Genomic DNA, 23,262 nt, shown 5'->3' on the forward strand with positions numbered 1-23,262 from the left:
CCGCGACCCGGGGATTTGCGCCCCGTTGGTCAAAGACACCGGGGCGCCGCGATCGAACGCCGCGGCCTACGCGGCCGGCGTCCGCGCACTGGAGCGACGCGACGCCATCAGCCCCCGCAACTCGAACTGCGCCTGAAACATCGCGCCGACGTCGACCGGCGCGTCGAACGGCTCGCCCCGCAACTCCCGGTACGCCCGGGCCACGTTGAAGACCAGCCGCTCCGGCTCGGTCCAGCCGGCGTACGGCCCGAGGTCGATGCGCCGCGCGGCATCCGCAACGGGAACCCCCGCCTCGAAGAAGCGCTGCGACTCCGACATCACGTATTCCAGGTACGCCTTCATCTCCCGCGCCCCTTCGACCCCGCAGACCGGCCCGTGACCCGGGACAATAACCTGCGGTTGCAGCGCGACGATGCGATCGAGGGCCTCGCACCAGCGGGCGGAGGTCCCTTCCCAGCCGATCGGCGTGCACAATCGAAACAACACGTCGCCGGCAAAGACGATGCCCTGTTCGGGAAGGTGAACGATCACGTCGCCGGCGGTGTGCGCGGGACCCACGTGCAGCACGTCGACAGCTATGCCGCCTAGATCGAGCAGCAGGCGGTCATCGATGAGCCTCGTCGGCGGCGTCACGACGATACCCGTGAAGTCCCAATCGACGAGCGCCCGCGCCAGGTCAGCCGTGGCCGGGTCGCTGCTATCGGTGGCCAGGCGCACACTCTGCATCAGCGCCGGGCTTTCCAGCGCCAGGTACTCGTTGCAGAGCCGGTGCGCGATGATTTCCGCATTGGGGAAGAGCTGGTTTCCCCAGCAGTGATCCCCGTTGCGATGCGTGTTGACGACGCGCTTTGCGGGTCCATGCCAGACCCGCGCGTATTCGTCGATCATCCGGCGCGTGTGCGGCAGGTCCCAGAACGTATCCACAACGAGACCGCCGCCCGTGTTGACGAATCCGGAGTTGCTCGTTCCGAGCCCGCGCTCCTCCTGCAAACATGCGTAAACGTCCGTCGCGAGCTCTCGCAACTCCATGATGGCGCAAGTTCCCCTTCCGTTAAGGCCCTTCGGGGAGCCTCTACTTCTTGCCGATCAACTCCTCGTACATCCCGATCTCGGGGTGCCCTTCCAGCAGTCCCTGAGCCGCGCCGAGGAACTTCATCATCTGCTCGCTGCCGCCATGGGTGGCGGCCGCCGCCTGATCGACGTACACCTCGTAGAACAGGTACTCTCTCGAATCGGCCGTCGACTTGTGCAGGATGTACGTGCGCGTCCCGGGCTCACTGGTTTTCACGTATTCCACCATCTCCGAAGCCGCAGCTTCGAACGCGTTCTCTTGGCCGGCCCGTACCTTTAGCTTCGCAATGATCGTCATGCCCCGGTCCTCCATCTCGCTACGCGGAAGGTTCCCGACCCCCCGGGACGCCCCTCGGTTCACCCATGCGTAGCCGTTTCTTTCACGAAATCCCACCCTCGACCGTCAGCCACGATCCGGCGCTAACGGATGCTCGGCAGCCTGGGGCAAGGGGCAGCGAAAACCGCGTGGGTGGCCGTCCTGCAAAGCCTCGGCGGGACCTTCGTCATTCCCGCGAAAGAGTCTGTCGACAAACGGCCAAACCCGGCTTCGACAAGCTCAGCCTGAGCGGTGGTTGAATTGATTTCATTGGGTTTTTCCCGCTCACTCTGAACTACTATCGCCGCAAGTCTGCGCGCGGCGCGAGGAAATCTTCAGGCCATGGAGCGGCAGTGCCTTCCCGTTCGTCCCGAGTAGCGCCTTCTTCTGGCGCGTATCGAGGGACAGGCTCGGCAGGGGCGCGCCCCTCGATACGGAGCCCAGGGGAAGGGCTCCTACTCGGGGCGAACGGGCTGGTTGTTTGCTTTGGGTTGCGGGCGGTAGCCCGTGCTGAACTACTATCGCCGAGTTTCTGCGCGGGGGCGCGGACTTTTCAGGTCATCGAGCGGCAGTGGCCCACCGATCGTCCCGAGTAGCCGTCGTCTTCTCAGACGGCGTATCGTCCCGAGTAGCCGTCGTCTTCTCAGGCGGCGTATCGAGGGACGCGGGTAACCACGACAGCGGCCCCTCGATACGCGCCCTGAGAAAACGGGCGCTACTCGGGGCGAACGGGTTCCGGTCGCCAGGTTGGGTTGCGGGCGGCAGCTAGGCTCGTCGAAGGGTGAACGGGAGTTTATCGACAGACTCGAAAGCGGGAATCCAGGTGGGCTGTGGTTTCTTGGACCCCCGCTCCCGGCTTTCGCCGGGACAAGCTTCGCGGGGGTGGCGGCTTACGGGCATGCAGACATCTGTTAGCGCCGGATTAGGGGTCAGCGTCGATCCGAGGCCAGGCTCCGACTCATTGTCCTTCGATAGCCGTGAACAACGCCTCAAGGAAGGCGCGACGCTCGGCAGGGGCTACCGGTCCGTAGCCAAGGCGCTGCCGCAATGCCTCGACCGAGGTTTCGAGCAGTGCCGCGGCGCGCTCCGGGGGGACAGTTTCGAGGCGCCGAAGGGTCTGCCGGATCAACGCCCTCTCCGCGGTGCCCAGTGCGGCCACGTGCGCGTGGTCCAGACGGAAGACGGTCGTGGACGCCGCTACCATCTCGATCTCCGGCGCCGGCGGCGGCCGGTCCAGCCGTACGACCACGGTTCCCGCCGCCTGGTCCCCGAGCCGCTTGCCTTGCGAGGACAGCACGATCGCCACGAGGCCGACGACGTAGGTGCCGGGGAGCAAGTCGACGGCGCGCAGGAGGTTGCGGACGAGCGTCGCTTCCGGGGTCAGAGGCAGGCCGCCGTCGCGCATCACGCGGAGGCCCACTGCGAGCTTGCCGAGAGAGCGCCCGCCGGTAATCAGCTCCGAGGCAATAAAGTAACCGGCCTCGATCGTGAACTGCAGCAGCAAGGCCACGCCGAGAATGCCGAGCACCAGGCCGGCCTCGGGGACTTGTCCGACCCCACCACCGCCGAGTTCCTCGACCAGTTCGCGAGCCGGCCCTAAGAGCCGTTCGGCCAGGGGTGTCAGCAACAGCAACCCGATTACCGCGGCCAGCTCGATCGCCAGGATGGCAAGGCAATCTATACCGTAGGCGATCATGCGCAGCGTGGGTCCGGCCACCGGAACGTCGAGCGCCACCTGCTCCGGGGCCACCACGATCTGGCGACCCGCTGCGAAAGCCGCACCGAGACTTGGCGAGTCGACCTTCACGGCGCATACTCCTCGAGAGAGCCGCCGCGACGATGCCGGGGCAAGAGGACACAAACAATGGCGCCACCAGGCGTTTCGCGTTCCTGCTCGATCGGGCCGAAGCGACGCACGGCGCCGCACTCGGGTTCGACGAGCTGCGCGAGCTGGCTCGGCTCTACCGACAGCACACGGCGCGGCTCGCCCGGGTGCGCGAGCGTGCCGACGACCCGGCGGCGATTCACTACCTCAACGCCCTCTGTCTGCGCGGCTACGGCTTGCTGTACGCGTCGCGGCGGCCGCCGCGGCGTGCCAGCGCGACGCTGGCCGGGCGGCTCGCCGCTACATTGTCGACCGCCTGGCCGGCTTTCGCCCTCGCCTGGGCGCTGCTCCTGAGCGGCATGGTGGTCGGCGCCGCCCTCGCCGGTCGCAGTCCCGAGGGCCTCTACGCCCTCGTCCCCGCCGAGCTCGGCTACGCTCCCGAATATCTCGACCGGCTGACGACGTCGCCGGCGGCCCGCAACGAACTTCTCTCCGGCGGCGGCCTCGGTACCGGTCATCGGTTCTTCTTCGGGTCGTATCTGTTTGTGCACAACACCCGTGTCGGGCTGCTGGCTTTTGCCACCGGGGTGCTCGCCGGCATCCCAACGATCCTCCTGCAACTCTACAATGGCATCCTGCTCGGCGCCTTCGCCACCATCTTCTTGCAGGACGCGTCGCTCCGCTTCGCGGCGTGGATCCTGCCCCACGCCATCCCGGAGCTGACCGCGATCACGCTTTGCGCCACCGGCGGTCTGCTTCTCGGTCGCGCCATTGCTCTTCCCGGCCGGCAGCACCGAAGCGTGGCGCTGCAGAACGCCGCCAACGCCGCGCTGTTGCTGGTCGGCGCCGCCCTGCCGTTATTCGTGCTCGCCGCCATCGTCGAAAGCGGCGTCCGCGAATCGACCCTCGGGGTCGCCGCTCGCCTCGTCGTCGCCGGGTTCCTCACTGCCGCCGTCACGGTTGGCGGCCTGTGGCTGCGCCGACTGGCCCACAGCCCGCACCGCCACCCGAGCTGGGTGCGGCACCTCGACAGTGCGGCATCCGGTTCGCGGTGAGAAGGTGCGATCGCACCACGCACCGCCAGCACCACCGGGTGCTCGGCAATACGCCGCACGCTCGATTCGTAGTGGGGAGCGAGTATCTCTTCCATGCGCACCTTGCCGTGACTGAGCAACCGGTAGGCGGCATTCGCGCCCGCCCGTCCGCACGCCAGAGGGATGTTGGCCTGGGGACGTGCATAGAAGGATCGTCCCGCCTCGATCGAGCGGCGGCTCAGACGCCGGTCGCCCAGCTGCGCCACCAAGCTCCTGCTCGGCCCAATCCTTCGGCGCACTCGCCAGGCGCGAGCGACTCAATCCGGGCGATCGCCTGACGTAATCGTCGATCCGATCGATGATCTCGGCCGCCAACTCGCGCCCCGCACCACAGCCACCTCGCCCACGCAGCCGACTCTGCCACATTGCCGCTCCCGTGTTCAGCGCCATGAGATGTGGGACATGAGAAGCCCGGCGGGAGAGGGACCTGACTCCGCGGCGGGGTGCGGTGGCCGGGCTGTGGCGGCGGCGTGGCCGGCGGACACGCGCGCGCGTTCCACCACCGCGGCGTGCGGTTTCCGCGTGGGGCAGTGCCGCTCGATGACCTGAAGAGCGCGGAAATCGCCCTGGGATGCGGCGCGCCGCGTCTCTGCCGGCCCTTGGATTACCCCCGGCGCGGGAATCGTAATTCGGCGCGGACGGTTGCCCGTTCCCGTCCGCGTCCGGCAAGACTACTCTCGGGTAATGATCGGCGCCGCACCGGTAGAGCCGTTACCCACTGGACTTGCGGCCGCCATCGCAGGAGAAATGCGCGGATGACGCGCGTCTCGGGAACCCTCTTCGTGCCGTTCTTCCTCGGCTGTCTCGCTGCCGCCACGACAGCGACCGGGGCACCGCTGGCCGCGCGCATCGATGCCGGTAACGCCGCCGCCACCCGGCTCGGCGGCACCGACGCCACCGGCGGCCTCGACGACTGGGCCCTCGGCGACGGTACGATATGCGCCGTCGTCTCCGACCCGAGTCACGAAAACGACCTGTCGCCGACGGGCGGAACGCTGGTCGATCTCGGTCGCTGTGGCCGCAACGACGATCAGTTCGTCCTCTTCGACCAACTGGCGAACCTGTCGCTCTCCAGAGCCATTCCCGTCCAGACGATCGTCGCGGAGAATCACACCGACAGAGCCCGCCTGATCGCCCGCGGCGCCCGCGCGGGAATCTCCATCGAAACAACGTACACGTTGCGATCCGAGTTGCCCGGCCGTCTATTTGTCGGCTCTCGCGTTACGCGCACACCGGGCGGCGAGGCGTTCTTCGCTCTCGGCATGGCCTTCGGCAACGTGCAAACCCTGCGGCCGTTCGTCACCTCGATACGGTCGCCCGGCCGCTCCCGCGGCTTCGTGGGCCCGGCCTTCATGGGCCGCGGCGCCGGCGCCGCCGCGGCGGCCGCCGTTCCGGCCGACGCCGTGGCGCTGGTCGGCGAGAATCTCCTCGAACCGGCCGTCAGCTACGGCGTCCTGGTGCGCACGGCTCGTCTCGAGCGGGCTTCCGGCGGCGACCCGGTACCGCTGCCAACCTTCATCATCGCCGACGACATCGCCACCATCGTCGCCGTCTTCGTCAGGCCGTTCTGGCTGGGCGGCGTATCGTCTCTCGGCTGGCTGGAGCTGGCGCAGACGCGGCTGATGGACCTCGCCCCGGGAGACGCATTGAACATCGAAGCGGAGATCGTCGTCGGCGAGCGCGCCGATGTGGCTTCCGCCCTCGACCAGTTCGCCGAGGACTTGCCGGTCCTGCGCGCCCGGGTGGACGACCCCGCCGCACTGGTCCACGTCGTGCGGCCGCCCACCGGCGAACCGGTAAGCGTCATCCGGCCCCGGCCGGACGGCACCCTGGCAGCGCGCGTGCCGGCCGGCGAGTACACGCTGCGGGTGGTGGCGGCCGATGGGCGCGAGACATCGCATGCCGTCCGGGTCACCGCCGCCGGGGCCGATGCGGGTCTGCTGGCCACCGGCGCGGTGGCGCGCGTGCGCCTGCCGCGGCAGGGGCCCATGCGACTCGTCTTCGTGGGCGTCGACGGCACTCCCGACCCGCGCTTCGGCGACGACCGGCTGGGTTTCGCGGTGCTCGGAAAGGACAAACTCAAACGGACCGCCGGAGTGCGAGATCTGCCGCTCTCCGGAACGCCCGCCGATCCGCCCACCGCGGTCGTCCCGCCGGGGCGTTACCGCGTCTACGCCACGCGCGGACCGGAATACGACGTCACGCAGACCGAGGTGACCGCCGTCACCGGCGAGACGGTGGATCTACACATCGAACCGCCCCCGCGCGTTCTCGCTACGGCGCGCCAGGTCGCGGCCGACTTTCACGTCCACGCGTCGCGCAGTCTCGACTCGGCGTTGCCGAACGCCTTGCGGGTCGCTTCATACGTGGCCGACGGCGGCGAGGTTCTGGTGTCGAGCGATCACGACGCGATCACCGACTACGGCCCGACGATCGCCGGCATGGGGCTCGATGGACAGGTGGCGAGCATCGTCGGCATCGAGGTTACCAGCGAAGTCCGCACGCCCAAGGCACCGTACACCATCGGCCATGCCAACGCCTTTCCGATGGTGGCCGATCCGCTCGCCTATCGAGACGGCGCACCGGCCAACGAGGGACGGCGCTGGCGCGACGTATTGGCGGACCTGCGTGCCCGGCCGGGCGAGCGCGTGGTCCAACTCAACCACGCCGACTATCCCGGCGTCGGCGCGCATCCCCGCGGCTTCTTCACCCACCTCGGCAGCGCCGGCACACCGTTCGATCCGACCGTGCCCCTGACGGCGGAGGCGAATCGCGTGCTGATCGAGCCCGATCCGGCGACCGGGATTCGCGACATCGACTTCGACGCCATCGAAGTGCTGAACGGCGAGGTTCTCGGCGGCTACCCGGCGCTGCGCGAGGACTGGTTTGCGCTGTTGCGGCAGGGGCATATTCTGACCGCCACGGCGAACAGCGACTCGCACGGTCTGGGCAGCATTGTGGCCACCCCGCGCAACTACGTCGCGGTCGCCGACGATCGGATCGCCCCGTTCGACGCCCCCGGATTCGTGAGCGCAGTCCGCACCGGACGCACGTATGGCACCACCGGCCCGCTGGTAGATGTTCGGCTCGGCGATGCCGGACCGGGAGATCGGCACACCGGGCACGACGGCACACTGCAGGTGCGCGTGCTGGCGGCGCCGTGGGTTCCCGTGCGCGAGTTGAGAGTCTTCGTCGACGGCCACGTCGTCGAACGCCGGTCGATCGCGGCGCCCGCCGCCCTGAGCATCCCGCTCCGGTTTGCCGCCGACGCTTTCGTCACCATCGAAGTCGAAGGCAACCCGGGCCCGACCTACGAGGCCGTACTCCCGGGGTTCACCCCGTTCGCGTTCACCAATCCGATCTTCGTCGACGCCGACGGCGACGGCACGTGGACACCGCCGGGCATGCACGACGATGGAACAGGCCCACAGTCTAACTCCCCGCGCTGAAAGGACCGCTACCAGATGGCACACCAACCGAACTTCGAAAACCTCCGCCGTACGATTCTCCGTCAGGGTCCGCCCGGTCCCGTACCGTTCTTCGAGATCTTCGCCGACCCCGGCATGGTGGAGGCCGTCCTGGAACAACCGTTCCCGGTCAATCTGCACCGCTATCTGGAGAAGCCGCTCGTCAATCTCGGCGCGGACGAAATCGAAGGGCTCATGCGCTCGCTCGATATGTACGTGCGTTTCTGCCGCGAAATGGGGTACGACTACGTCTTCACGTTGACCGGCTTCAATCTGCCACGCCAGCTACGCGAGGCCGACGACACCGCCGGCGCGCAGAACTGGCCCGGGGGCCAGCGCTACTGGCAGGACGAGGTCACCGGGCCGATCCAGACGTGGGCCGACTTCGAGTCGTACCCGTGGCCGCAGGCCGACGACATCCGCCACGCCGGCCTCGCCTACGTCGGTTCGGTCGTTCCCGACGGCATGAAGGTAGCCTCGCTCATGTACGGCGGCATCTTCCAGCATTGCGTCGGCCTGATGGGCTTCGAGTCTTTCGCCGTGGCGTTGCACGAGCAGCCGGATCTCGTCACCGCGATCTGCCAGCGGGTCGGCGATCTCGCGACCGCCGCCGCGGAGAAGGCGGTCGGCATCGACAACGTCGAGCTGGTCGTGCTCTCCGACGATCTCGGCTTTTTCAGCGGGACGCTGGTGGCGCCGGCGGTGATCCGCCGTCATATCGTGCCGCACTACAAGAAACTCGCCGATAAGGTACACGCCGCCGGCAAACTGCTCGTCCTGCACTCCTGCGGCAACATGTACGCGCTGATTGACGATCTACTCGACGAGGTGCGCATCGACGGCAAGCATTCGTTCGAGGACAAGATCCTCCCGGTCGAGGAAGCGTATCGGCGCTGGGGCGACCGCATGGCGATCATGGGTGGGGTCGACATGGACATCCTCGGCCGCGGCAGCCAAGCCGACGTGCGCCGGCGCACCCGCGAGATTCTCGAGGTCTGCGCCGCCCACGGGACCGGCTACGGCCTCGGCTCCGGCAACACGGCCGCGAACTACGTGCCGCGCGGCAACTACCTCGCCATGCTCGACGAAGGGCGGCGGTGGAATCGGGAGTGTTTTGGGGCAGAGTGAATTGGGGACGTGGGGGCCTGGGGGTGGTTTGTTACGAGAGCGGTCGGGGACGCTTGCGTTAAGGAGGAGAAGCTCATGAGTCGGATCACAGCCACCTCGGCACCGCCTGCCGGCGAGCCACGCCTTTCGCTCGACGAGTACTGGATGCCGTTCACCCCGAACCGCGACTTCAAGAGCGACCCGCGGATGGTCGCACGGGCCGACGGCATGTGGCTGTGGAACGACCGCGGCGATCGTATCCTCGACGCGTCTGCGGGCCTGTTCTGCGTCAATGCCGGGCATTGCCGCCGGGAGATCGCCGAGGCGGTGGGCCGCCAGCTTGCCGAGCTCGATTACATCGCCCCGTTCCTGCGCGGTCATCGCAAGCAGTTCGAGCTGGCAGCCCGCCTTGCCGAGCTGACTCCAGCCGACCTGAACCACATCTTCTTCGTCAACTCCGGCTCGGAATCCGTGGACTCGGCGATGAAGGTGGCGCTCGCCTACCACCATGCGCGCGGCGAAAACGGCCGCACGATGTTCGTGTCGCGCGAACGCGCGTACCACGGGGTCAACTTCGGCGGCGTGTCGCTCTCGGGCATGGTCAACAATCGGCGCAAGTTCGGTCCGTCGCTGCCCGGCGTTACCCACATGCGGCACACGCATCTCGAGGCCAACCGTTTCGTTCCCGGACAGGGGGCGCACGGCGCCGAGCTGGCGGACGATTTGCTCCGCTGCGTGCAGCTTTACGGGGCCGAGAACATCGCGGCGTGCTTCGTCGAACCGATCGCCGGTTCGACGGGCGTACTGGTCCCTCCGGTGGGATACCTGGAACGTCTGCGCGCCATTTGCGACACCCATGGCATCGTCCTCGTCTTCGACGAGGTCATCTGCGGCTTCGGGCGCACGGGCGCGGCCTTTGCCGCGCAGAGTTTCGGCGTCACTCCCGACGTCATGACGATGGCCAAGGCGATCACCAACGGCGCCCAGCCGATGGGCGCGGTTGCCGTGAGTCGGCGCATTCACGACACCATCATGGATGCCGCCGCGGAGGGCGCCATCGAGTTCTTTCACGGCTACACTTACTCGGGCCACCCGGCGCCCTGCGCGGCCGGCCTGGCCACGCTCGACATCTATCGGCGCGAGGGCCTTTTCGAGCGCGCCCGCGAGCTGTCGCCTTACTTTCTCTCGGCGATGTTCTCGCTGCGCGATCTGCCCGTCGTCGCGGACATCCGCGGCTACGGCCTCATGGCGGGCATCGAGGTACACGCCGCCGGCGCCCCGGGCGCCCGCGGCCATGTATGGCAGAAGCAGCTTTTCGATCGCGGCGTCCACGTCAAGACCACGGGCGACGCCGCCATCATCGCCCCCCCGTTGATCGCCGAGCGCGAACACATCGACCGCATCGCCGACGGGTTGCGCGAGACTCTGGCGGCACTCGAGTAAGCGGCAAGCCCCGCGCCTCGCATGACACGCATCGCCCGCATCGTCGTCGTTCTCGGGTTGGTGGCCGCCGCCGGCTGCCATCGCAAAGAAGCGCCGCGTGTGCCCGATGCGGCGGGGCACAACACGACCGAAGCCGCGGCGGCGTCGGCGACGACGGCGGCAGCCAACCGGGAAGTGGCGGCTGCCCTGCCGCTCGCCGACCGGACCGACTTCGAAGATGCGGGCCGCGGACTGGTAGCGCGCGACCCCGACGCGGTGGTTCGCAATGCCGGCGGGCAGCCGATCTGGAATACCGCCGACTACGCGTTCGAAAGCGGCCCCGCGCCGCCGAGTGTCAACCCCAGCCTGTGGCGGCAGGCGCAACTGAACAACCTGCACGGACTGTTTCGCGTCACCGAGGGCGTCTATCAGGTGCGCGGCTACGACCTCGCCAACCTGTCGATCGTCGAGGGCCGGTCGGGTTGGATCGTCGTCGATCCGTTGACCGCACCGGAAACCGCCGCCGCCGCCATGGCTCTGGCGCGCCGCCACCTCGGCGACAAGCCCGTGGTCGCCATCGTCTTCACGCACAGCCACGTCGACCACTTCGGAGGCATCCGCGGAGTCGTCCCGGCCGGGACGGAACCGCCGCCGATCGTTGCCCCGCGCGGCTTCCTCGAAGAGGCCACCAGCGAGAACCTGCTGGCAGGGCTCGCCATGGGCCGGCGCGCCACGTACATGTACGGCACGCACCTGCCGCGCAGCCCGCTGGGACACGTCGACTCGGGCCTCGGCAAAGAGCCGGCGCGCAGCAAGATCGACATCCTGGCGCCGACCGTCGTCGTCGATCGCACGCCGCAGGAACTCACCATCGACGGGGTGCGTTTCGTCTTCCAGTACGCGCCCGATTCGGAAGCGCCGGCGGAGTTGACCTTCTACCTCCCGGACCGCAGAGCCTTTTGCGGTGCCGAGGTGGTCTGCCACACCATGCACAACCTCTACACTTTGCGCGGCGCCAAGGTGCGTGACGCCCGCAAGTGGAGCGGCTACATCGATCAGGCCATCGACTTGTTCGGCGATGCCGAGGTGGTTTTCGCCAGCCATCACTGGCCGGTGTGGGGCAACGAACGCGTCGTCGACTACCTGAAGAAGCAACGCGACACGTACCGCTATATCCACGACCAGACGCTGCGCCTGGCCAACTCCGGCATGACTCCGCAGGAGATCGCCGAACAGCTCGACCTTCCCGACTCGTTGCGCACCTCGTTCGCCAACCGGCCTTACTACGGCACCGTCCGGCACAACGCGAAAGCTGTCTACCAGGCGTACTTCGGCTGGTACGACGGCAATCCGGCCAATCTCGATCCGTTGCCGCCGGAACAGGCGGCGGCGAAGTACGTCGACGCGATGGGCGGCGGCGCCGCCGTGCTGGCGCTCGGCCGCAACGCCATCGAACGCGGCGACTATCGCTGGGCGGCCATGGTGCTCAACCATCTCGTGTTTGCCGCGCCGGACAACCAGGCGGCCAGAGATCTTCTGGCACGCGCCTACGATCAACTCGGGTACCGCGCAGAGTCGGGTCCGTGGCGCGACAGCTATCTGACCGGCGCGGCGGAATTACGGGGCGGCGTACTCGGCTCGGCAACCAACCTCGCCGCCGCTGCCGGCATGCTCCGTCACCTTCCGGCGGAACAGTTCCTCGCGTTGCTGGCCGTGAGCCTCAACGGACCCAGAGCCGACGGCAAGCGCCTGCGTCTCAATTTCGTGTTCACCGATCTGGGTGAATCGTACGTTGTCGAGGTCGAGAACGCCGTACTGCACGCCCATCGCCGCGAGCCCGCGCCGGAGGCGCCGGTGACCGTGCGGCTGACCCGCGACTTCCTCGTGCGCCTCCTGACCGGCGAGGCCGGACTGCGCGAGATGATCTTCTCCGAGGAGATCGATGTCGACGGCAGCCGCATGGAACTGCTGTCGTTCTTCCTCCTCCTCGACCGTCCGAACCCGGCGTTCACGATCGTGACGCCGTGACGCAGGCGGGCAGGCACGAGGCCTGCCCATGCCGTTCGGCGGGCAGGCACGAGGCCTGCCCATGCCGCATACCGTTGGGTTGATCGCCGGGGCCGCTGTCGGCTATCGACGGCGGCCATGAAACACTGGATGCGTCGTGGGTGGCCGTTTGCGGTCATGGGGTTGGTTGTGGCGATCGTGGCCGTGGGGCTGCTGCGCGGTGCGCCCGAACCCGGCGCCGTCGAGAGTCCGGCGACGGCGCCGCCGGCCCGGCACCCCCCATCCGCCGCTCCGCGGCCGGCGGACAGCGCGCCGCCGCCGCGCGCCGCCCCTGCGCCGACGGCCGGCCAAGCGGCGCCCGACGCGCCGGCACCCGAAGCCGCCGAGGAAATCGCCGAGCCCGAGATAGACCCGAACGCCGAGCAGGATGCGATCGCCGCCGCCTGGGCCACGGTGGATATGGAAGCGGTTCGCGCGGCAATGCCCGACAATCTCTATTTCAAGTTGGCGGCTCCGACGAAGGACGAGGCCGTGATCGAAGAACGGGCGGCGGAACGCCGGCGCTGGAACGAGGAGTACGGCAAGGTTCTTTCGGGTACGGCGACCGAAGAGGAGATCGGCGCCTTTTTCGATCGCCGCGCCCGCGTGTCGACCGACTACGTCGAGTTCACCACCCACCTCCTCGACCATTACCGCGACACTCTGCACGAACGCGACGTTGCCCTGCTCGAACTGGCGCGGCGGATGCACGCCACGCGCCTGCAGGAGATACCCCATCAGGTCGAAGAGGCACTGGTACGCAAGCGGCAACAGGACGAGGCCCGCGCCGCCTGGCTCGCCGAGGAGGCCGAGTTCCGCGGTGGAGCCGATCCCGCGCCCTGATCCGTCGACGCCAAATCGTGCTTGACAACCCGGCATCGAATGAAAGAAAAGGCGGACATGGTCGATCAGTGATCGTGGTGTTCCACTCAAGCCGGTTCCGCGTCAGGCGGACCATCAGGGAGGGAGTTGCATGACAGTCAGGGGACGACTCGGCTGGTTGTATTTTGCGGCGCTGCTTACGGCACTTCCGATGCGTTCGGCGCAGGCCATCGGCATCGAGGACGTGGTGGACGGCGGCAACAATTACGCGTGGCAGCTCGTCGAGCTGCCGGGCGCGGTCTGCAGCAACGGTTCGCAGTACCGTTTCTGGTATTACGACTCGCCGACTTCGAACAGCATGGCGATCTCATTCGAGGGCGGCGGCGCTTGCTGGGACTATGCGACTTGCAGCGGCCAGGCGGGCATCCTCGGGGCGTCGAACCCCAACGGCATACCGGCCGACTACATCACGCAGTTCAAGGCCAAGTACGTTTCGCCGATCATCAACGGCGCCGACCCCGGCATTCCGCCGTTCCGATCGAAGACCAACATCGCCACCAACGGCTTCGACATGGTCTACGTCCCGTACTGCACGGGCGACGTCCACGTCGGCAACCGGGTCGTCACTTACACGGACCCGAACAACCAGCAACCGCCGATCACGTTCCGTCACAACGGGTACAACAACACCCTGGCGATTCTGAACTATCTGCACACCCGCTTCCCGAGCATCAACAAGCTCGTGATCACCGGCTTCAGCGCCGGCGGTGTCGCCAGCAGCGCCGTGTTCTACCAGGCCCGGCGCACGCTGGTGCCGACGAAAGCCTACATGCTGAACGACTCGGGGCCCATCTTCCCGGCCCCGAACGCGACCTACAATTCGCGGCCGTTGCACGACCTGATCAAAGTGCAGTGGGATCTGACGTCGCTCTACAGCCAGCTCCCGGCTTCGTTCAATCCGAACGATTTCGGCAGCATCAACGCCATGCTGGCGACGGAGTTCCCCGGGGATCGGCTCGCCTACACGGGCTACTCGAGCGACTATAACTTCTCCCGGTTCTCCTACGAGCGCTTCTACCCCGGCATCACGCAGGCCGGCATCCTGCAGAAGTGGCGTCAGGACCAGACCAACCTGATCAACCAGATCAAGAACTACTCCAACTACAGTTACCATGTGCCGTGGCACCGGCCGATCAACGACAGTCACTGCGTGTCGATCATCACCTTCATCGGCAGTCACGCCTGCCCGACCGTCCGCAAGAAGAAATGGTACGAGGCGCTCGAGTGGCCATGGACGCAGTCGTGGAAGTGCCCGAGCGGGTTCATGCCGTTCGAGACCTTCCTGACCCGCTTCATCACGAACAACTACCAGACCCGGATCGTCGAGCCGGAGAACTACTACAACAACGAAGACCCGGGCATGCAGATCGTCGCACCGCTGATCAACGACGCCGTCTCCGGCGCGTGATCGGCGGCGATCGAAAGAGGTTTCACGGCAACGAACACGGAACACGAAGCGCGGACCCGGAATGCGCCGGGTCCGTGCTTCTTTTTTCGTCGACCGCGGTTCGTCGCGAGTCGTTCGTAGTGTGCCCTTCGCGGCGGACGTTTGCCGGAATGGTTGACAGGCTCATCGGACTCCGGGCGTGCGGGACGGCGGCGCCCCGCACGCGCCGGTCGCGGCGCGCGGTCTGCCGGCGGAAAGTGCTTGCCGTTCTCGTCCTGGTCGCGGCAAGTGCGGCGCCGCTATCGGCGGCGGCAACGCCGGCGATGTCCCCTGCCGCGGCGGCGCGAACACCGCTTCCCGCGGTGCGCAATCGGGTCATGGGTAGCGGCGAGGCACCCAGGCCCGAGCCGTTCACGATCGAACAGCGACTGCTCGAGGCGGTGCGCCGCAACGACCGGCCCACCATCGAGCGCGCCCTCCAACGCGGGGCGTCGATTCACTCCAGGGACGACATCGGCCGCTCGACGGTGTTCCTCGCCGTCTTCGACGCGCACGATCTGGACCTCGTACGCTGGCTGCACGGTAAAGGGGCGCGACTCGACGAACCCGACACGGGCGGGCGTACGGCGCTGAGCTTCGCCGCCGCCAACGGCCGTGTCGACATCGTCGAGTATCTGGTCGCCAACGGAGCGGTGGTCGATCGGCGCGACAAGCAGGGCCGCACGGCGCTTTTTCACGCCGTGCTCAACGATCGACGTGACGCGGTGGATTTCCTGCTGAATCGCGGCGCCGACGTGAACGTGCACGACCAGTTCGGCGACACGCCGCTGATGGTCGCCTGCGCGAAAGGCTTCGGCGACATGGCGACGTTGCTCCTGGCGCGCGGCGCCGACCCGAGTTTACGCGATCAGGAAGGTCGCACGGCCGCCGAGCGCGGAGCCGGTCGCACCGAGGCGTGCAAACCGCCAACGCCGCCACGGTAACGGGCGACGCCGGCTCGATTCCCCGCGCCCCCGTCAAACCCCACACTTGTTACGCACCACCCGCAGCGCCGTCTCGAAGCCGTCGAACAGCGGCCAGGCGCCGCGCCGCCACCGCACGGCACGCCGTTCCACCGCAACCCCGAGCGCCGCAAAGGTACCGACCAGCCGCCGCGGCGCACACACGACGCACGCCGTATGCGCCTGCTCGGCCGCTCGCAACAGCCGCGGCCACGACTGTCCACGTACCGCCCGCGGCAGCACGTCACCCACATCGAGCGCCACGACGGCCAGTCCACCGGTGCGCAGGAGCAATTCCGTACACCGCAGTCCGTCGATCGCCGACAACGGCCGCACCCACAACAGCCGCCGCAGATCCGCCCCGGCCCGCAGTACCGACTCCGGATGCAACGCATCGGCACAGTCGATATACGCCACCACCTCGCCCCGTCGCGTCGCCGCCGCCAACACCGCCAACAACACCGCCGTCCGGCCCGCCGACCGTGGCCCTACCACCTCGCTGATCCGCCCTCGCGGCAGCCCCCCCGCCAGCATCGCATCGATCGCCGGTACACCGCTCGATACGCGCGCCACCGGCTCCGACGCCGTCACTCCCAGACGTACACCCGGCGGCAACGAGAGCCGCGCAAGACGCGTCGCCACCGCTGCCTGCCGCGCTGTAGCCGCACCGGTCACGAACGGATTTTCGCCAAACCTTCGCCTGCGGTCAATGGGGGAAGACCGAGACGAGACTGTCGATGAACTCCCGTTCACCCTTCGATACGCTCACCCTGAACTACTATCGCCGAAAGTCTGCGCACGGCGCGAAGAAATCTTCAGGCCATGGAGCGGCAGTGCCTTCCCGTTCGTCCCGAGTAGCGCCTTCTTCTGGCGCGTATCGAGGGACAGGCTCGGCAGGAGCGCGCCCCTCGATACGGAGCCCAGGGGAAGGGCTCCTACTCGGGGCGAACGGGCTGGTTGTTCGCAATGGGTTGCGGGCGAAGCCCGCGCTAGGATCGTCGAAGGGTGAACGCGGAAAAACCCAATGAAATCAATTCCACCACCGCTCAGGCTGAGCTTGTCGAAGCCGGGTTTGGCCGTTTATCGACAGACTCAGACGGGGGAATCCGTCGGACACGGAGGAATCTCCTCGGTGCAACGTGCGTTTGGCGGACAACATTTCTGCGGGCACGGCGGCAGCTCGGGAATGCAGGCGTCGCCCTCCGGACAGCACAGCGGCAGCGGGGGTTCGCAGGGCGGATAGATGGCCGGACAGACCTCGTCGCCTCTGCAGCACCGGTCGCACGGCGGTAGACCCGCGTGGCAGTCGGCGCCGGCCGGACAACATCCCGCGGGCGGCTGGCACGCCGGCAGGCCGGGCAGGCAACGCTCCGAGCCGGCAGGGCAGCACGGCGGGTCGCACGGTCGCATGCCGACGGCGCAGGCGGCCCCCGGCGGACAGCACTCCTGCGTGCACGGCGCGCACTGGCCGCCCTCCACGCTGCCCCAGCCCGGCGGACACTCGCACAGCTCGCGGCATATCTCGGGACAGGCCAGCGGCGCCCCGTCATCGCCGCAGACGTGTACGTAACCGCACCCGTTGCCGCACGCGTTCGGCTCGCACGGCACGTGTCCGTTGCCGTCGACCACGGCGACGTCGAGGCTCACGACCGGATCGTAATAGAGATAGAACCGCCCGTGGATCGTGTAGCGCCCGGGCGGAACCGTGGCGCCGCTGTCGTCCTTCAGATCCCAGAAGGCACGGAGTTGATACTTCAACACCTCGTCGTCACGGCCGGGCGCCGCGTTGGGCACGAACGGATCGCCGCAACCCTGCTCGCGCAGGGTGCGCACGCGGGTTGCCCCGCGGTACACGTAGAGGTCGAGACAGGGCGCGAAGATGCCCCCGCGCGGCACGACTTCGGTCACCGAGTAGCGCAGTGTCGCCACGCCCGGAGCGCTGTACGTCGCACAGTCGCTCTCCAGCGTGACCCGATTGAAGCCGTCGGCCCACGTCGAGTGGTGCACCCGGTTCGGATCGCAGTAGTCGAGCGCGCCGGTTTCATATACCTCGATGCGCAGGGGTTCGCTGCGTTCCGCACCCATCTCCGCCCACACGTCCACGGTCCCCGCCGCCTTTGCCGTCAGCTCGCCCGGCGCCGTAAAGGCGGCAACGTCCGGGTCCGAGGTCTGCCACGTCGCGTCGGCGGTTACGTCCCGGTGGAGACCGATGTCGTAGAGGCCGTTGGCGCGGAAATAGCGCCGATCGCCTCTGACAACGACGCGCTGGCTGCCTTCCTGAAAGATCGTCAGCAGTTCGAGAGTCGCCGTGTCGACCACCCTGACCTCGGCGGCCTCACTGCTGACGTCGCCGAGCGTTGCCTTGATCTCCGCGTCGCCGGCGGCAACGGCAGTCAGCAATCCTCGGGCATCGATCGTCGCAACGGTAGTGGGTATGCTGTTCCACGTGACCCGCTCGGTCACGTCCTCCCACTCGCCGGTGTCGTATTGTGCCGTCGCCCTGAAGGGCATCGTGTCGCCGGTGAGCAAGGTCACCACCGGCTGGCAGTCCGGACACGGCACCGGTCGAGTATCGACAAAGGGTATCGGTTGCGTCGGCGGGAAGTACCAGTTCATGGGATAGATCGAGAGGCTCAGGACGCTGCGCTCGGTCACGACCCGGATCTCGGTGGCTTCGCTGCTCGTCTCGCCGAGCCGTGCTGTCAGCTTCGCCGTACCGACCTGCTTGCCCGTGAACACGCCTGCCGAGACCTCGCCGACCGCCGCGGGGTCCACCTGCCACACCACCTCGGCGGTTACATCTTGAATCGTGCCGCCGTCGAATTCGGCCCACGCCCCGAAGGGAATCTGACCGCCGACGAGGATGACCTGACGGCAATCCGGCCCGGGCAGGATGTCGACCGCCGGCTCGGGCCGGCCGAGCCAGTAGTAACAAGATCGGTTCTCGATCCAGAGCCGCAGCGGTTCCGGCCGCGCGGTCACGGTAACCGGCCACGCACCAGTGGCGAACCCGCCCAGGGTTGCCGACAGCTCGGTCGACCCTTCGCCGCTGCCGGTCACCGTCCCCCACGAATCGATCGTGGCGACGGTCTCGTTCGCCGAGCGCCAGGTGACGAGGTGCGTGACATCGATGGTGCCGCCGTCGGAGAGAACGGCCGCCGCGATGGCCTGCGCGCGCTGGCCCACGAACAACCGTCGCGGCGCCGCAGTGATCGAGATCGCCGAGATCTCCACCGGCCCACAGCCCGGCACGCAGACCTGGCGCGTGCAGTCGTCGCACTCCGGGCAACTGGAAACGCAGACGCAGCGATCGCCCGGATGCGCGCACGAGCCGTCGTCGTTACAGCGGTAGACGATTCCCCGCGCGGGCTGCGAACACACCGGCGGACCGCAATCGCGGCAGTCGGGGCAGCTTGCAACGCAGTTGCACCCGGTGCCGGTCTCGCACGTACCGTCGGGCCGGCACTCCCACGCCTGCGGCACGCACGACCCGCCGCCGTCGAAACGGCCGTCGCCGTCGGGGTCATCGAGGACACGGTCCGGAGCGACCAGCTCGACGATACGACCGTTGGCAAGCGCCACCCGCGTCCCATTGGGACCGTGGATCTCCCGCCGAGGAACGCCGTTCAAGGTGTATTCCACGGTGGAGCGTACGAGTCCCCAGGCAACTTCGGTCACCACGGAGCCGGCGCCGTCGTCCCCGGCGACGACGGGCACGATCACCGGCACGAGGTTACCGTCGAGGGTCCGGCTAACGACCAGGGTGTAGCGTCCGGGGTCGAGGTCTTTGAGCACGAAGCGGCCGTCGGCCGTGGTCGTGCCGTTGAGTCCGGTATCGCCGTCGAGTGCCCAGTCGGCGTTGGCGAGGGCGCGATCGAAGGCGGCGCGATCCGGCGCGGGGGCCCAGTCCAGTGGCGGCGGTCCGAGACTCTCGCCGGCCCCGGTTTGCACGTCGCGGTGCAGCACGACCAGCCCCGACACTTCGGCCCGGGCAGGCACCGGTTCCGACGCCGACCCGCCGCTACCGTTGCCGCCGCAGGCGACGACCAGAACAGCCAGCAGCGCCGTCAATCCCCTCGATGCGTTGCGCAGTACAGCGGTCATCACGTTCGCCCTCCCTCCGATGCCGCGTGTAAACAATTCCTGTTCGCATGTCAATCATATTCGTCATGCGCCGGCCAGCCGTCCGGGGCGGCCGTCCGTGTACGCGCGCCCGGTGAACCGGGCGCCTCGACTGAGCGCCGGGCATGCATGCCCGGGACCGGGAACATTGCACATTGGAGGAAACGCACGGGAACGCGCTCGGAGATCGCGTTCCACCGGAACGCTATGCCCGTAAACGGGGTGGCCGAGGCCGGGCCTTCATCCCCGGGCGATTTCGTCTGCGGCCGGCGCGCAGCGGCGGCACAGGCGCGCCGTTCCGGTCACCGCGGCCGTGCCGTCGGTGTGCGACAGCACGAGGTCGCAGACCAGCCGTTCGCCGTCGGCCATCTCGTGGTGCTCGGTTACCGCGCCCCGCAACTCGACCTCGCTGCCCACCGGGGTCGGCACCCGGAACGTCGTTCCCAACGCTTCGAGGCGCCAATCGGGCAACGCGCCGCGCACGAACTGCTCCAGAAACGCCGTCAACATCGGCCCCGGCGCGATCACGCCCGCAAAACCGAGCGCTCGCGCATACGCTTCGTCGACGAATAACGGCTCCGCGAAACGCCCCGCCCCCATGTACGCGGCGATCTGTGCGGCCTGCGGCGCCCGCCGGCGCTGCGGCCCGATCGTGTCCCCGAGTTGCACCGCCGCCGCCCCCTTCACCCCGTCGGCGGCACGCCCGCCGGGTGCGCGCGCAGGATCTGCCGCTCGACGATACGCGCCACCAGGTTCCCGGCATCGTCGCGCACGCAGGCTTCGCGCACCAGTACCGTCATCGCTCCGCCCCGGCCGCTCTTCTCGTACACGTCGACCAGCCGGGAAGTCACTTCGTACCCCGCCCCCGCAAGGATCGGCGCCTGGAATTCCAGATCGTGCCCACCGTGCACGCCGAAGACCCCCGGCGGCAACTCCACCTCGGGCTCAAAGCCGCCACGCAGCGCCAGACAGAACGTCGGTGGCGCCACCGTGCAACCCGCCGCCAGCGTGGCCTCGTCGCCGACGGCGCTCGCGTAAGCCGCGATCGTCTCCGCGGTCACCACCGTGCGCCCCCGCGACACCTCGCGGCCGAGCATGCCCGCCGGAAGCTGCACCAGCCCTACCCGTCCAACCTCGGTTCCCATCGATCCCTATCGAACCGAGCCGCCTTACCGCGGGATCGTCCGGCGCTCGCAGCGCTCTCGCGCTCGGCCTCAACGACCGGCCGCGACGTAACGTGCCGCAGCACAACACTGGTGCAGATGTCGCACCCCGGCGCCCGCACCGTCCGCGTGACGGAACACCGAGGTGCCGGCAACCAGGAGCGTCGCCCCCGCCTCGACCGCGCGCGGCGCGGTCGAGGCATCGACCCCACCGTCGACCTCGACCTCGCACTGCAAACCTCGCGCATCGATCATCTCGCGCGCCTGCCTCACCTTGCGCAACGTGCTCTCGATGAACCGCTGCCCGCCGAAGCCCGGATCGACCGTCATCACCAGCACGCCGTCGAGGTCCTCGACGATCGCCTCCAGGGTGTGCACCGGCGTCCCCGGATTCAATCCCACGCTCACCTTCCGCTCCAGCTCGCGCACCGCGTGCACCGTGCGGTGCAACTGCACCGACGCCTCCTGGTGCACGATGATCCAGTCGGACCCCGCACCGGCGAAGTCGGCCACATATCTCTCCGGCCGGTCGATCATCAGGTGGACTTCCACCGGCAACTTCGTCGCCCGCCGCACCGCTTCCACGATCGGAATACCGAGACTCAGATTCGGCACGAACACGCCATCCATGATGTCGACGTGAAACCGGTCCACTCCCCCACTTTCCGCGGCCCGGATCTCTTCACCGAGCTTGAGAAAGTCCGCCGCCAGTATCGACGGCGCAATCTTCGGCGCGCCCGTCATCCGCTTTTCCCGGCCGCGATCAGTCGGCGTCCCGGTGACGTGGAACCGCCGATAACAGCGCTTCCATCGCCGGCGCCGGCGCCTCCACCAGATGCCGCGTCGCCCCCGCGGCCCGCAACCGGCCGAGCAGCACCTGCACCGTCGGCTCGATGCGATCGAGAAAGGGCTTCGGGTACACGCCTATCCAGACGATCGCCACCAGTACCGGTGCCACCGCAATTATCTCGCGCGGCGACAGGTCCTTGAGCTGACGGTTGGCCTCGTTGGTTACCGGCCCGAAGAACACGTGTTTGTACATGGTCAGCAGATACACGGCGCCAAACACCACGCCGAGCACGCCCAGCCCCCCCGCCCACGGATGGGCGCGGAAGGCCCCGAGCAGGATCAGGAACTCGCCCACAAAGCCGTTGAGTCCCGGGAGACCGATCGACGACAGCATGACCACGAGGAAGAGCGCGGCATACACCGGCATGACGCTCCAGATGCCGCCGTACTCGGCAATCATCCGCGTGTGGCGCCGGTCGTAGATGTAGCCGACGAGGATAAACAGCGCCCCGGTCGACAGGCCGTGATTGACCATCTGCAGGATGCCGCCGGTGATGCCCGGGTTGTTGAACGCGTATATCCCCAGCATCACGAAGCCGAGGTGACTCACCGACGAGTACGCCACCAGCCGCTTCATGTCCGGCTGCGGCATCGCCACCATCGCTCCGTAGATGATGCCGATCACCGCCAGGGTCATGATCACCGGAAAGGCCGCTTCGGCCGCCGCCGGAAACATCGGCAGCGCAAAGCGCAGGAACCCGTACACGCCCATCTTCAGCAGCACGCCGGCAAGGTCGACCGACCCCCCCGTCGGGGCCTCGGTGTGCGCGTCGGGCAGCCACGTGTGCAGCGGCACCATCGGCACCTTGATCATGAAGGCCAACGCAAAAGCCGCGAACAGCCACATCTGCTCGGTGAAGGTCAGCGACACGTTGTAAAGGCTGACGATGTCGAAAGTGATCGGATTGGTCTGCGCGTGCTTGAACGCCAGGTACATCATCGCGACGAACATCAACGCGCTGCCGACCATCGTGTACAGGATGAACTTTATCGTCGCATATCGGCGCCGCGCCCCGCCCCAGATGCCGATGACGAAGAACATCGGCACCGTCATGAACTCCCAGAACACGAAGAACAAGAACAGGTCGACCGCCACCAGGGCCCCGATCATCGCCCCTTCCATGAACAGCATCAGGGCCATGAACTCCTTGACGAGGCGGTTGATATCGCCCCAGGCGGCCAGGATCACCGTCGGCGTCAGCAGCGTGGTCAGAACGACCAGCCACAGCGAAAAGCCGTCGACCCCGAGCGAGTAATAGACCCCGAGGCTCGGAATCCACGCCGCCTTCTCGGCGAGCTGAAACGTCCCGATCGCCGGGTCGAAGTGCCGCAGCATCTCCAGCGACAGCGCCAGCGGCACCAGCGAAAAGAGAAACGCCGCGCGCCGAGCGATGGCCGGCGGCTCGGCCGGCAACAACACGACGAACAGCGCCGCCAGAAACGGAACGAAGATCAGTGCCGACAAAATGGGCCAGGTCATGCGTGTGCCACGCGGGGACGTGCCGCCCCC

At 67.8% G+C, this 23,262-nt stretch carries 17 protein-coding genes; 8 read left to right on the top strand and 9 right to left on the bottom strand.

Going from position 1 to position 23,262, the window contains the following annotated elements; genetic code table 11:
- Positions 1 to 66: 66 nt before the first annotated feature.
- The 3 genes from L6Q96_15050 to L6Q96_15060 all read right to left on the bottom strand — a co-directional run bounded on the left by L6Q96_15050 (position 67) and on the right by L6Q96_15060 (position 3,194).
- Positions 67 to 1,029 (bottom strand): MBL fold metallo-hydrolase, encoded by a 963-nt coding sequence (locus L6Q96_15050; protein MCK6555873.1) that lies wholly within the window; start codon positions 1,027 to 1,029, stop codon positions 67 to 69.
- A 43-nt stretch (positions 1,030 to 1,072) separates the two neighbouring features.
- Complete coding sequence (locus L6Q96_15055; GenBank protein ID MCK6555874.1) at positions 1,073 to 1,369, bottom strand: antibiotic biosynthesis monooxygenase; 297 nt, start codon at positions 1,367 to 1,369, stop codon at positions 1,073 to 1,075.
- 976 nt (positions 1,370 to 2,345) lie between these two features.
- Entirely contained in the window at positions 2,346 to 3,194 is an 849-nt protein-coding gene (locus L6Q96_15060; protein ID MCK6555875.1) for an RDD family protein, read from the bottom strand.
- A 32-nt stretch (positions 3,195 to 3,226) separates the two neighbouring features.
- On the opposite strand from L6Q96_15060, the gene L6Q96_15065 reads away from it, so the two are divergent.
- From L6Q96_15065 to L6Q96_15100, 8 genes are all read left to right on the top strand, one after another.
- A complete protein-coding gene (locus L6Q96_15065) occupies positions 3,227 to 4,267 on the top strand; it encodes a stage II sporulation protein M (protein ID MCK6555876.1) in 1,041 nt (346 codons plus the stop codon).
- Positions 4,268 to 5,061: 794 nt separating this feature from the next.
- Positions 5,062 to 7,755, top strand: coding sequence for a CehA/McbA family metallohydrolase (locus tag L6Q96_15070; GenBank protein MCK6555877.1), 2,694 nt, complete (start codon positions 5,062 to 5,064; stop codon positions 7,753 to 7,755).
- A gap of 15 nt (positions 7,756 to 7,770) precedes the next feature.
- A complete protein-coding gene (locus L6Q96_15075; protein MCK6555878.1) occupies positions 7,771 to 8,901 on the top strand; it encodes a hypothetical protein in 1,131 nt (376 codons plus the stop codon).
- A 75-nt stretch (positions 8,902 to 8,976) separates the two neighbouring features.
- Complete coding sequence (locus tag L6Q96_15080) at positions 8,977 to 10,323, top strand: aspartate aminotransferase family protein (protein ID MCK6555879.1); 1,347 nt, start codon at positions 8,977 to 8,979, stop codon at positions 10,321 to 10,323.
- Between the two features lie 21 nt (positions 10,324 to 10,344).
- Complete coding sequence (locus L6Q96_15085; protein MCK6555880.1) at positions 10,345 to 12,330, top strand: MBL fold metallo-hydrolase; 1,986 nt, start codon at positions 10,345 to 10,347, stop codon at positions 12,328 to 12,330.
- Positions 12,331 to 12,447: 117 nt separating this feature from the next.
- Positions 12,448 to 13,191: a hypothetical protein gene (locus tag L6Q96_15090; GenBank protein ID MCK6555881.1), complete on the top strand. Its 744-nt coding sequence runs from the start codon at positions 12,448 to 12,450 to the stop codon at positions 13,189 to 13,191.
- A gap of 130 nt (positions 13,192 to 13,321) precedes the next feature.
- On the top strand, positions 13,322 to 14,638 hold the full coding sequence (locus tag L6Q96_15095; GenBank protein MCK6555882.1) for a pectinacetylesterase family protein: 1,317 nt from the start codon (positions 13,322 to 13,324) through the stop codon (positions 14,636 to 14,638).
- Positions 14,639 to 14,787: 149 nt separating this feature from the next.
- Positions 14,788 to 15,600: an ankyrin repeat domain-containing protein gene (locus tag L6Q96_15100; protein MCK6555883.1), complete on the top strand. Its 813-nt coding sequence runs from the start codon at positions 14,788 to 14,790 to the stop codon at positions 15,598 to 15,600.
- Between the two features lie 33 nt (positions 15,601 to 15,633).
- On the opposite strand, the gene L6Q96_15105 is transcribed toward L6Q96_15100, so the two are convergent.
- The 6 genes from L6Q96_15105 to L6Q96_15130 form a co-directional block, all read right to left on the bottom strand.
- A complete protein-coding gene (locus L6Q96_15105; GenBank protein MCK6555884.1) occupies positions 15,634 to 16,293 on the bottom strand; it encodes a hypothetical protein in 660 nt (219 codons plus the stop codon).
- Between the two features lie 417 nt (positions 16,294 to 16,710).
- The gene (locus L6Q96_15110; GenBank protein MCK6555885.1) at positions 16,711 to 19,722 is read right to left on the bottom strand and encodes an Ig-like domain-containing protein; all 3,012 of its coding nucleotides are present in this window, start codon (positions 19,720 to 19,722) and stop codon (positions 16,711 to 16,713) included.
- A 258-nt stretch (positions 19,723 to 19,980) separates the two neighbouring features.
- Complete coding sequence (locus tag L6Q96_15115) at positions 19,981 to 20,409, bottom strand: MaoC family dehydratase N-terminal domain-containing protein (GenBank protein ID MCK6555886.1); 429 nt, start codon at positions 20,407 to 20,409, stop codon at positions 19,981 to 19,983.
- A gap of 14 nt (positions 20,410 to 20,423) precedes the next feature.
- Positions 20,424 to 20,885 carry a MaoC family dehydratase N-terminal domain-containing protein gene (locus tag L6Q96_15120; GenBank protein MCK6555887.1) on the bottom strand — a complete coding sequence of 154 codons (462 nt, stop codon included), beginning with the start codon at positions 20,883 to 20,885 and terminating at the stop codon, positions 20,424 to 20,426.
- A 69-nt stretch (positions 20,886 to 20,954) separates the two neighbouring features.
- Positions 20,955 to 21,647, bottom strand: coding sequence for a ribulose-phosphate 3-epimerase (gene rpe / locus L6Q96_15125; GenBank protein ID MCK6555888.1), 693 nt, complete (start codon positions 21,645 to 21,647; stop codon positions 20,955 to 20,957).
- A gap of 19 nt (positions 21,648 to 21,666) precedes the next feature.
- Positions 21,667 to 23,232 (bottom strand): NADH-quinone oxidoreductase subunit M, encoded by a 1,566-nt coding sequence (locus tag L6Q96_15130; protein ID MCK6555889.1) that lies wholly within the window; start codon positions 23,230 to 23,232, stop codon positions 21,667 to 21,669.
- Positions 23,233 to 23,262 lie beyond the last annotated feature (30 nt).

This window comes from Candidatus Binatia bacterium, from assembly GCA_023150935.1.
Classification (GTDB): domain Bacteria; phylum Desulfobacterota; class Binatia; order HRBIN30; family HRBIN30; genus JAKLJW01.

What these genes read in the sequence shown, in the direction of transcription:
- L6Q96_15130 (MCK6555889.1), bottom strand. Translation starts at nt 23,232, where the DNA reads ATGACCTGGCCCATTTTGTCGGCACTGATCTTCGTTCCGTTTCTGGCG.
- L6Q96_15100 (MCK6555883.1), top strand. Translation starts at nt 14,788, where the DNA reads ATGGTTGACAGGCTCATCGGACTCCGGGCGTGCGGGACGGCGGCGCCC.
- L6Q96_15070 (MCK6555877.1), top strand. Translation starts at nt 5,062, where the DNA reads ATGACGCGCGTCTCGGGAACCCTCTTCGTGCCGTTCTTCCTCGGCTGT.
- rpe (MCK6555888.1), bottom strand. Translation starts at nt 21,647, where the DNA reads ATGACGGGCGCGCCGAAGATTGCGCCGTCGATACTGGCGGCGGACTTT.
- L6Q96_15085 (MCK6555880.1), top strand. Translation starts at nt 10,345, where the DNA reads ATGACACGCATCGCCCGCATCGTCGTCGTTCTCGGGTTGGTGGCCGCC.
- L6Q96_15075 (MCK6555878.1), top strand. Translation starts at nt 7,771, where the DNA reads ATGGCACACCAACCGAACTTCGAAAACCTCCGCCGTACGATTCTCCGT.
- L6Q96_15050 (MCK6555873.1), bottom strand. Translation starts at nt 1,029, where the DNA reads ATGGAGTTGCGAGAGCTCGCGACGGACGTTTACGCATGTTTGCAGGAG.
- L6Q96_15055 (MCK6555874.1), bottom strand. Translation starts at nt 1,369, where the DNA reads ATGACGATCATTGCGAAGCTAAAGGTACGGGCCGGCCAAGAGAACGCG.
- L6Q96_15095 (MCK6555882.1), top strand. Translation starts at nt 13,322, where the DNA reads ATGACAGTCAGGGGACGACTCGGCTGGTTGTATTTTGCGGCGCTGCTT.
- L6Q96_15080 (MCK6555879.1), top strand. Translation starts at nt 8,977, where the DNA reads ATGAGTCGGATCACAGCCACCTCGGCACCGCCTGCCGGCGAGCCACGC.
- L6Q96_15065 (MCK6555876.1), top strand. Translation starts at nt 3,227, where the DNA reads ATGCCGGGGCAAGAGGACACAAACAATGGCGCCACCAGGCGTTTCGCG.
- L6Q96_15120 (MCK6555887.1), bottom strand. Translation starts at nt 20,885, where the DNA reads ATGGGAACCGAGGTTGGACGGGTAGGGCTGGTGCAGCTTCCGGCGGGC.
- L6Q96_15110 (MCK6555885.1), bottom strand. Translation starts at nt 19,722, where the DNA reads ATGACCGCTGTACTGCGCAACGCATCGAGGGGATTGACGGCGCTGCTG.
- L6Q96_15090 (MCK6555881.1), top strand. Translation starts at nt 12,448, where the DNA reads ATGAAACACTGGATGCGTCGTGGGTGGCCGTTTGCGGTCATGGGGTTG.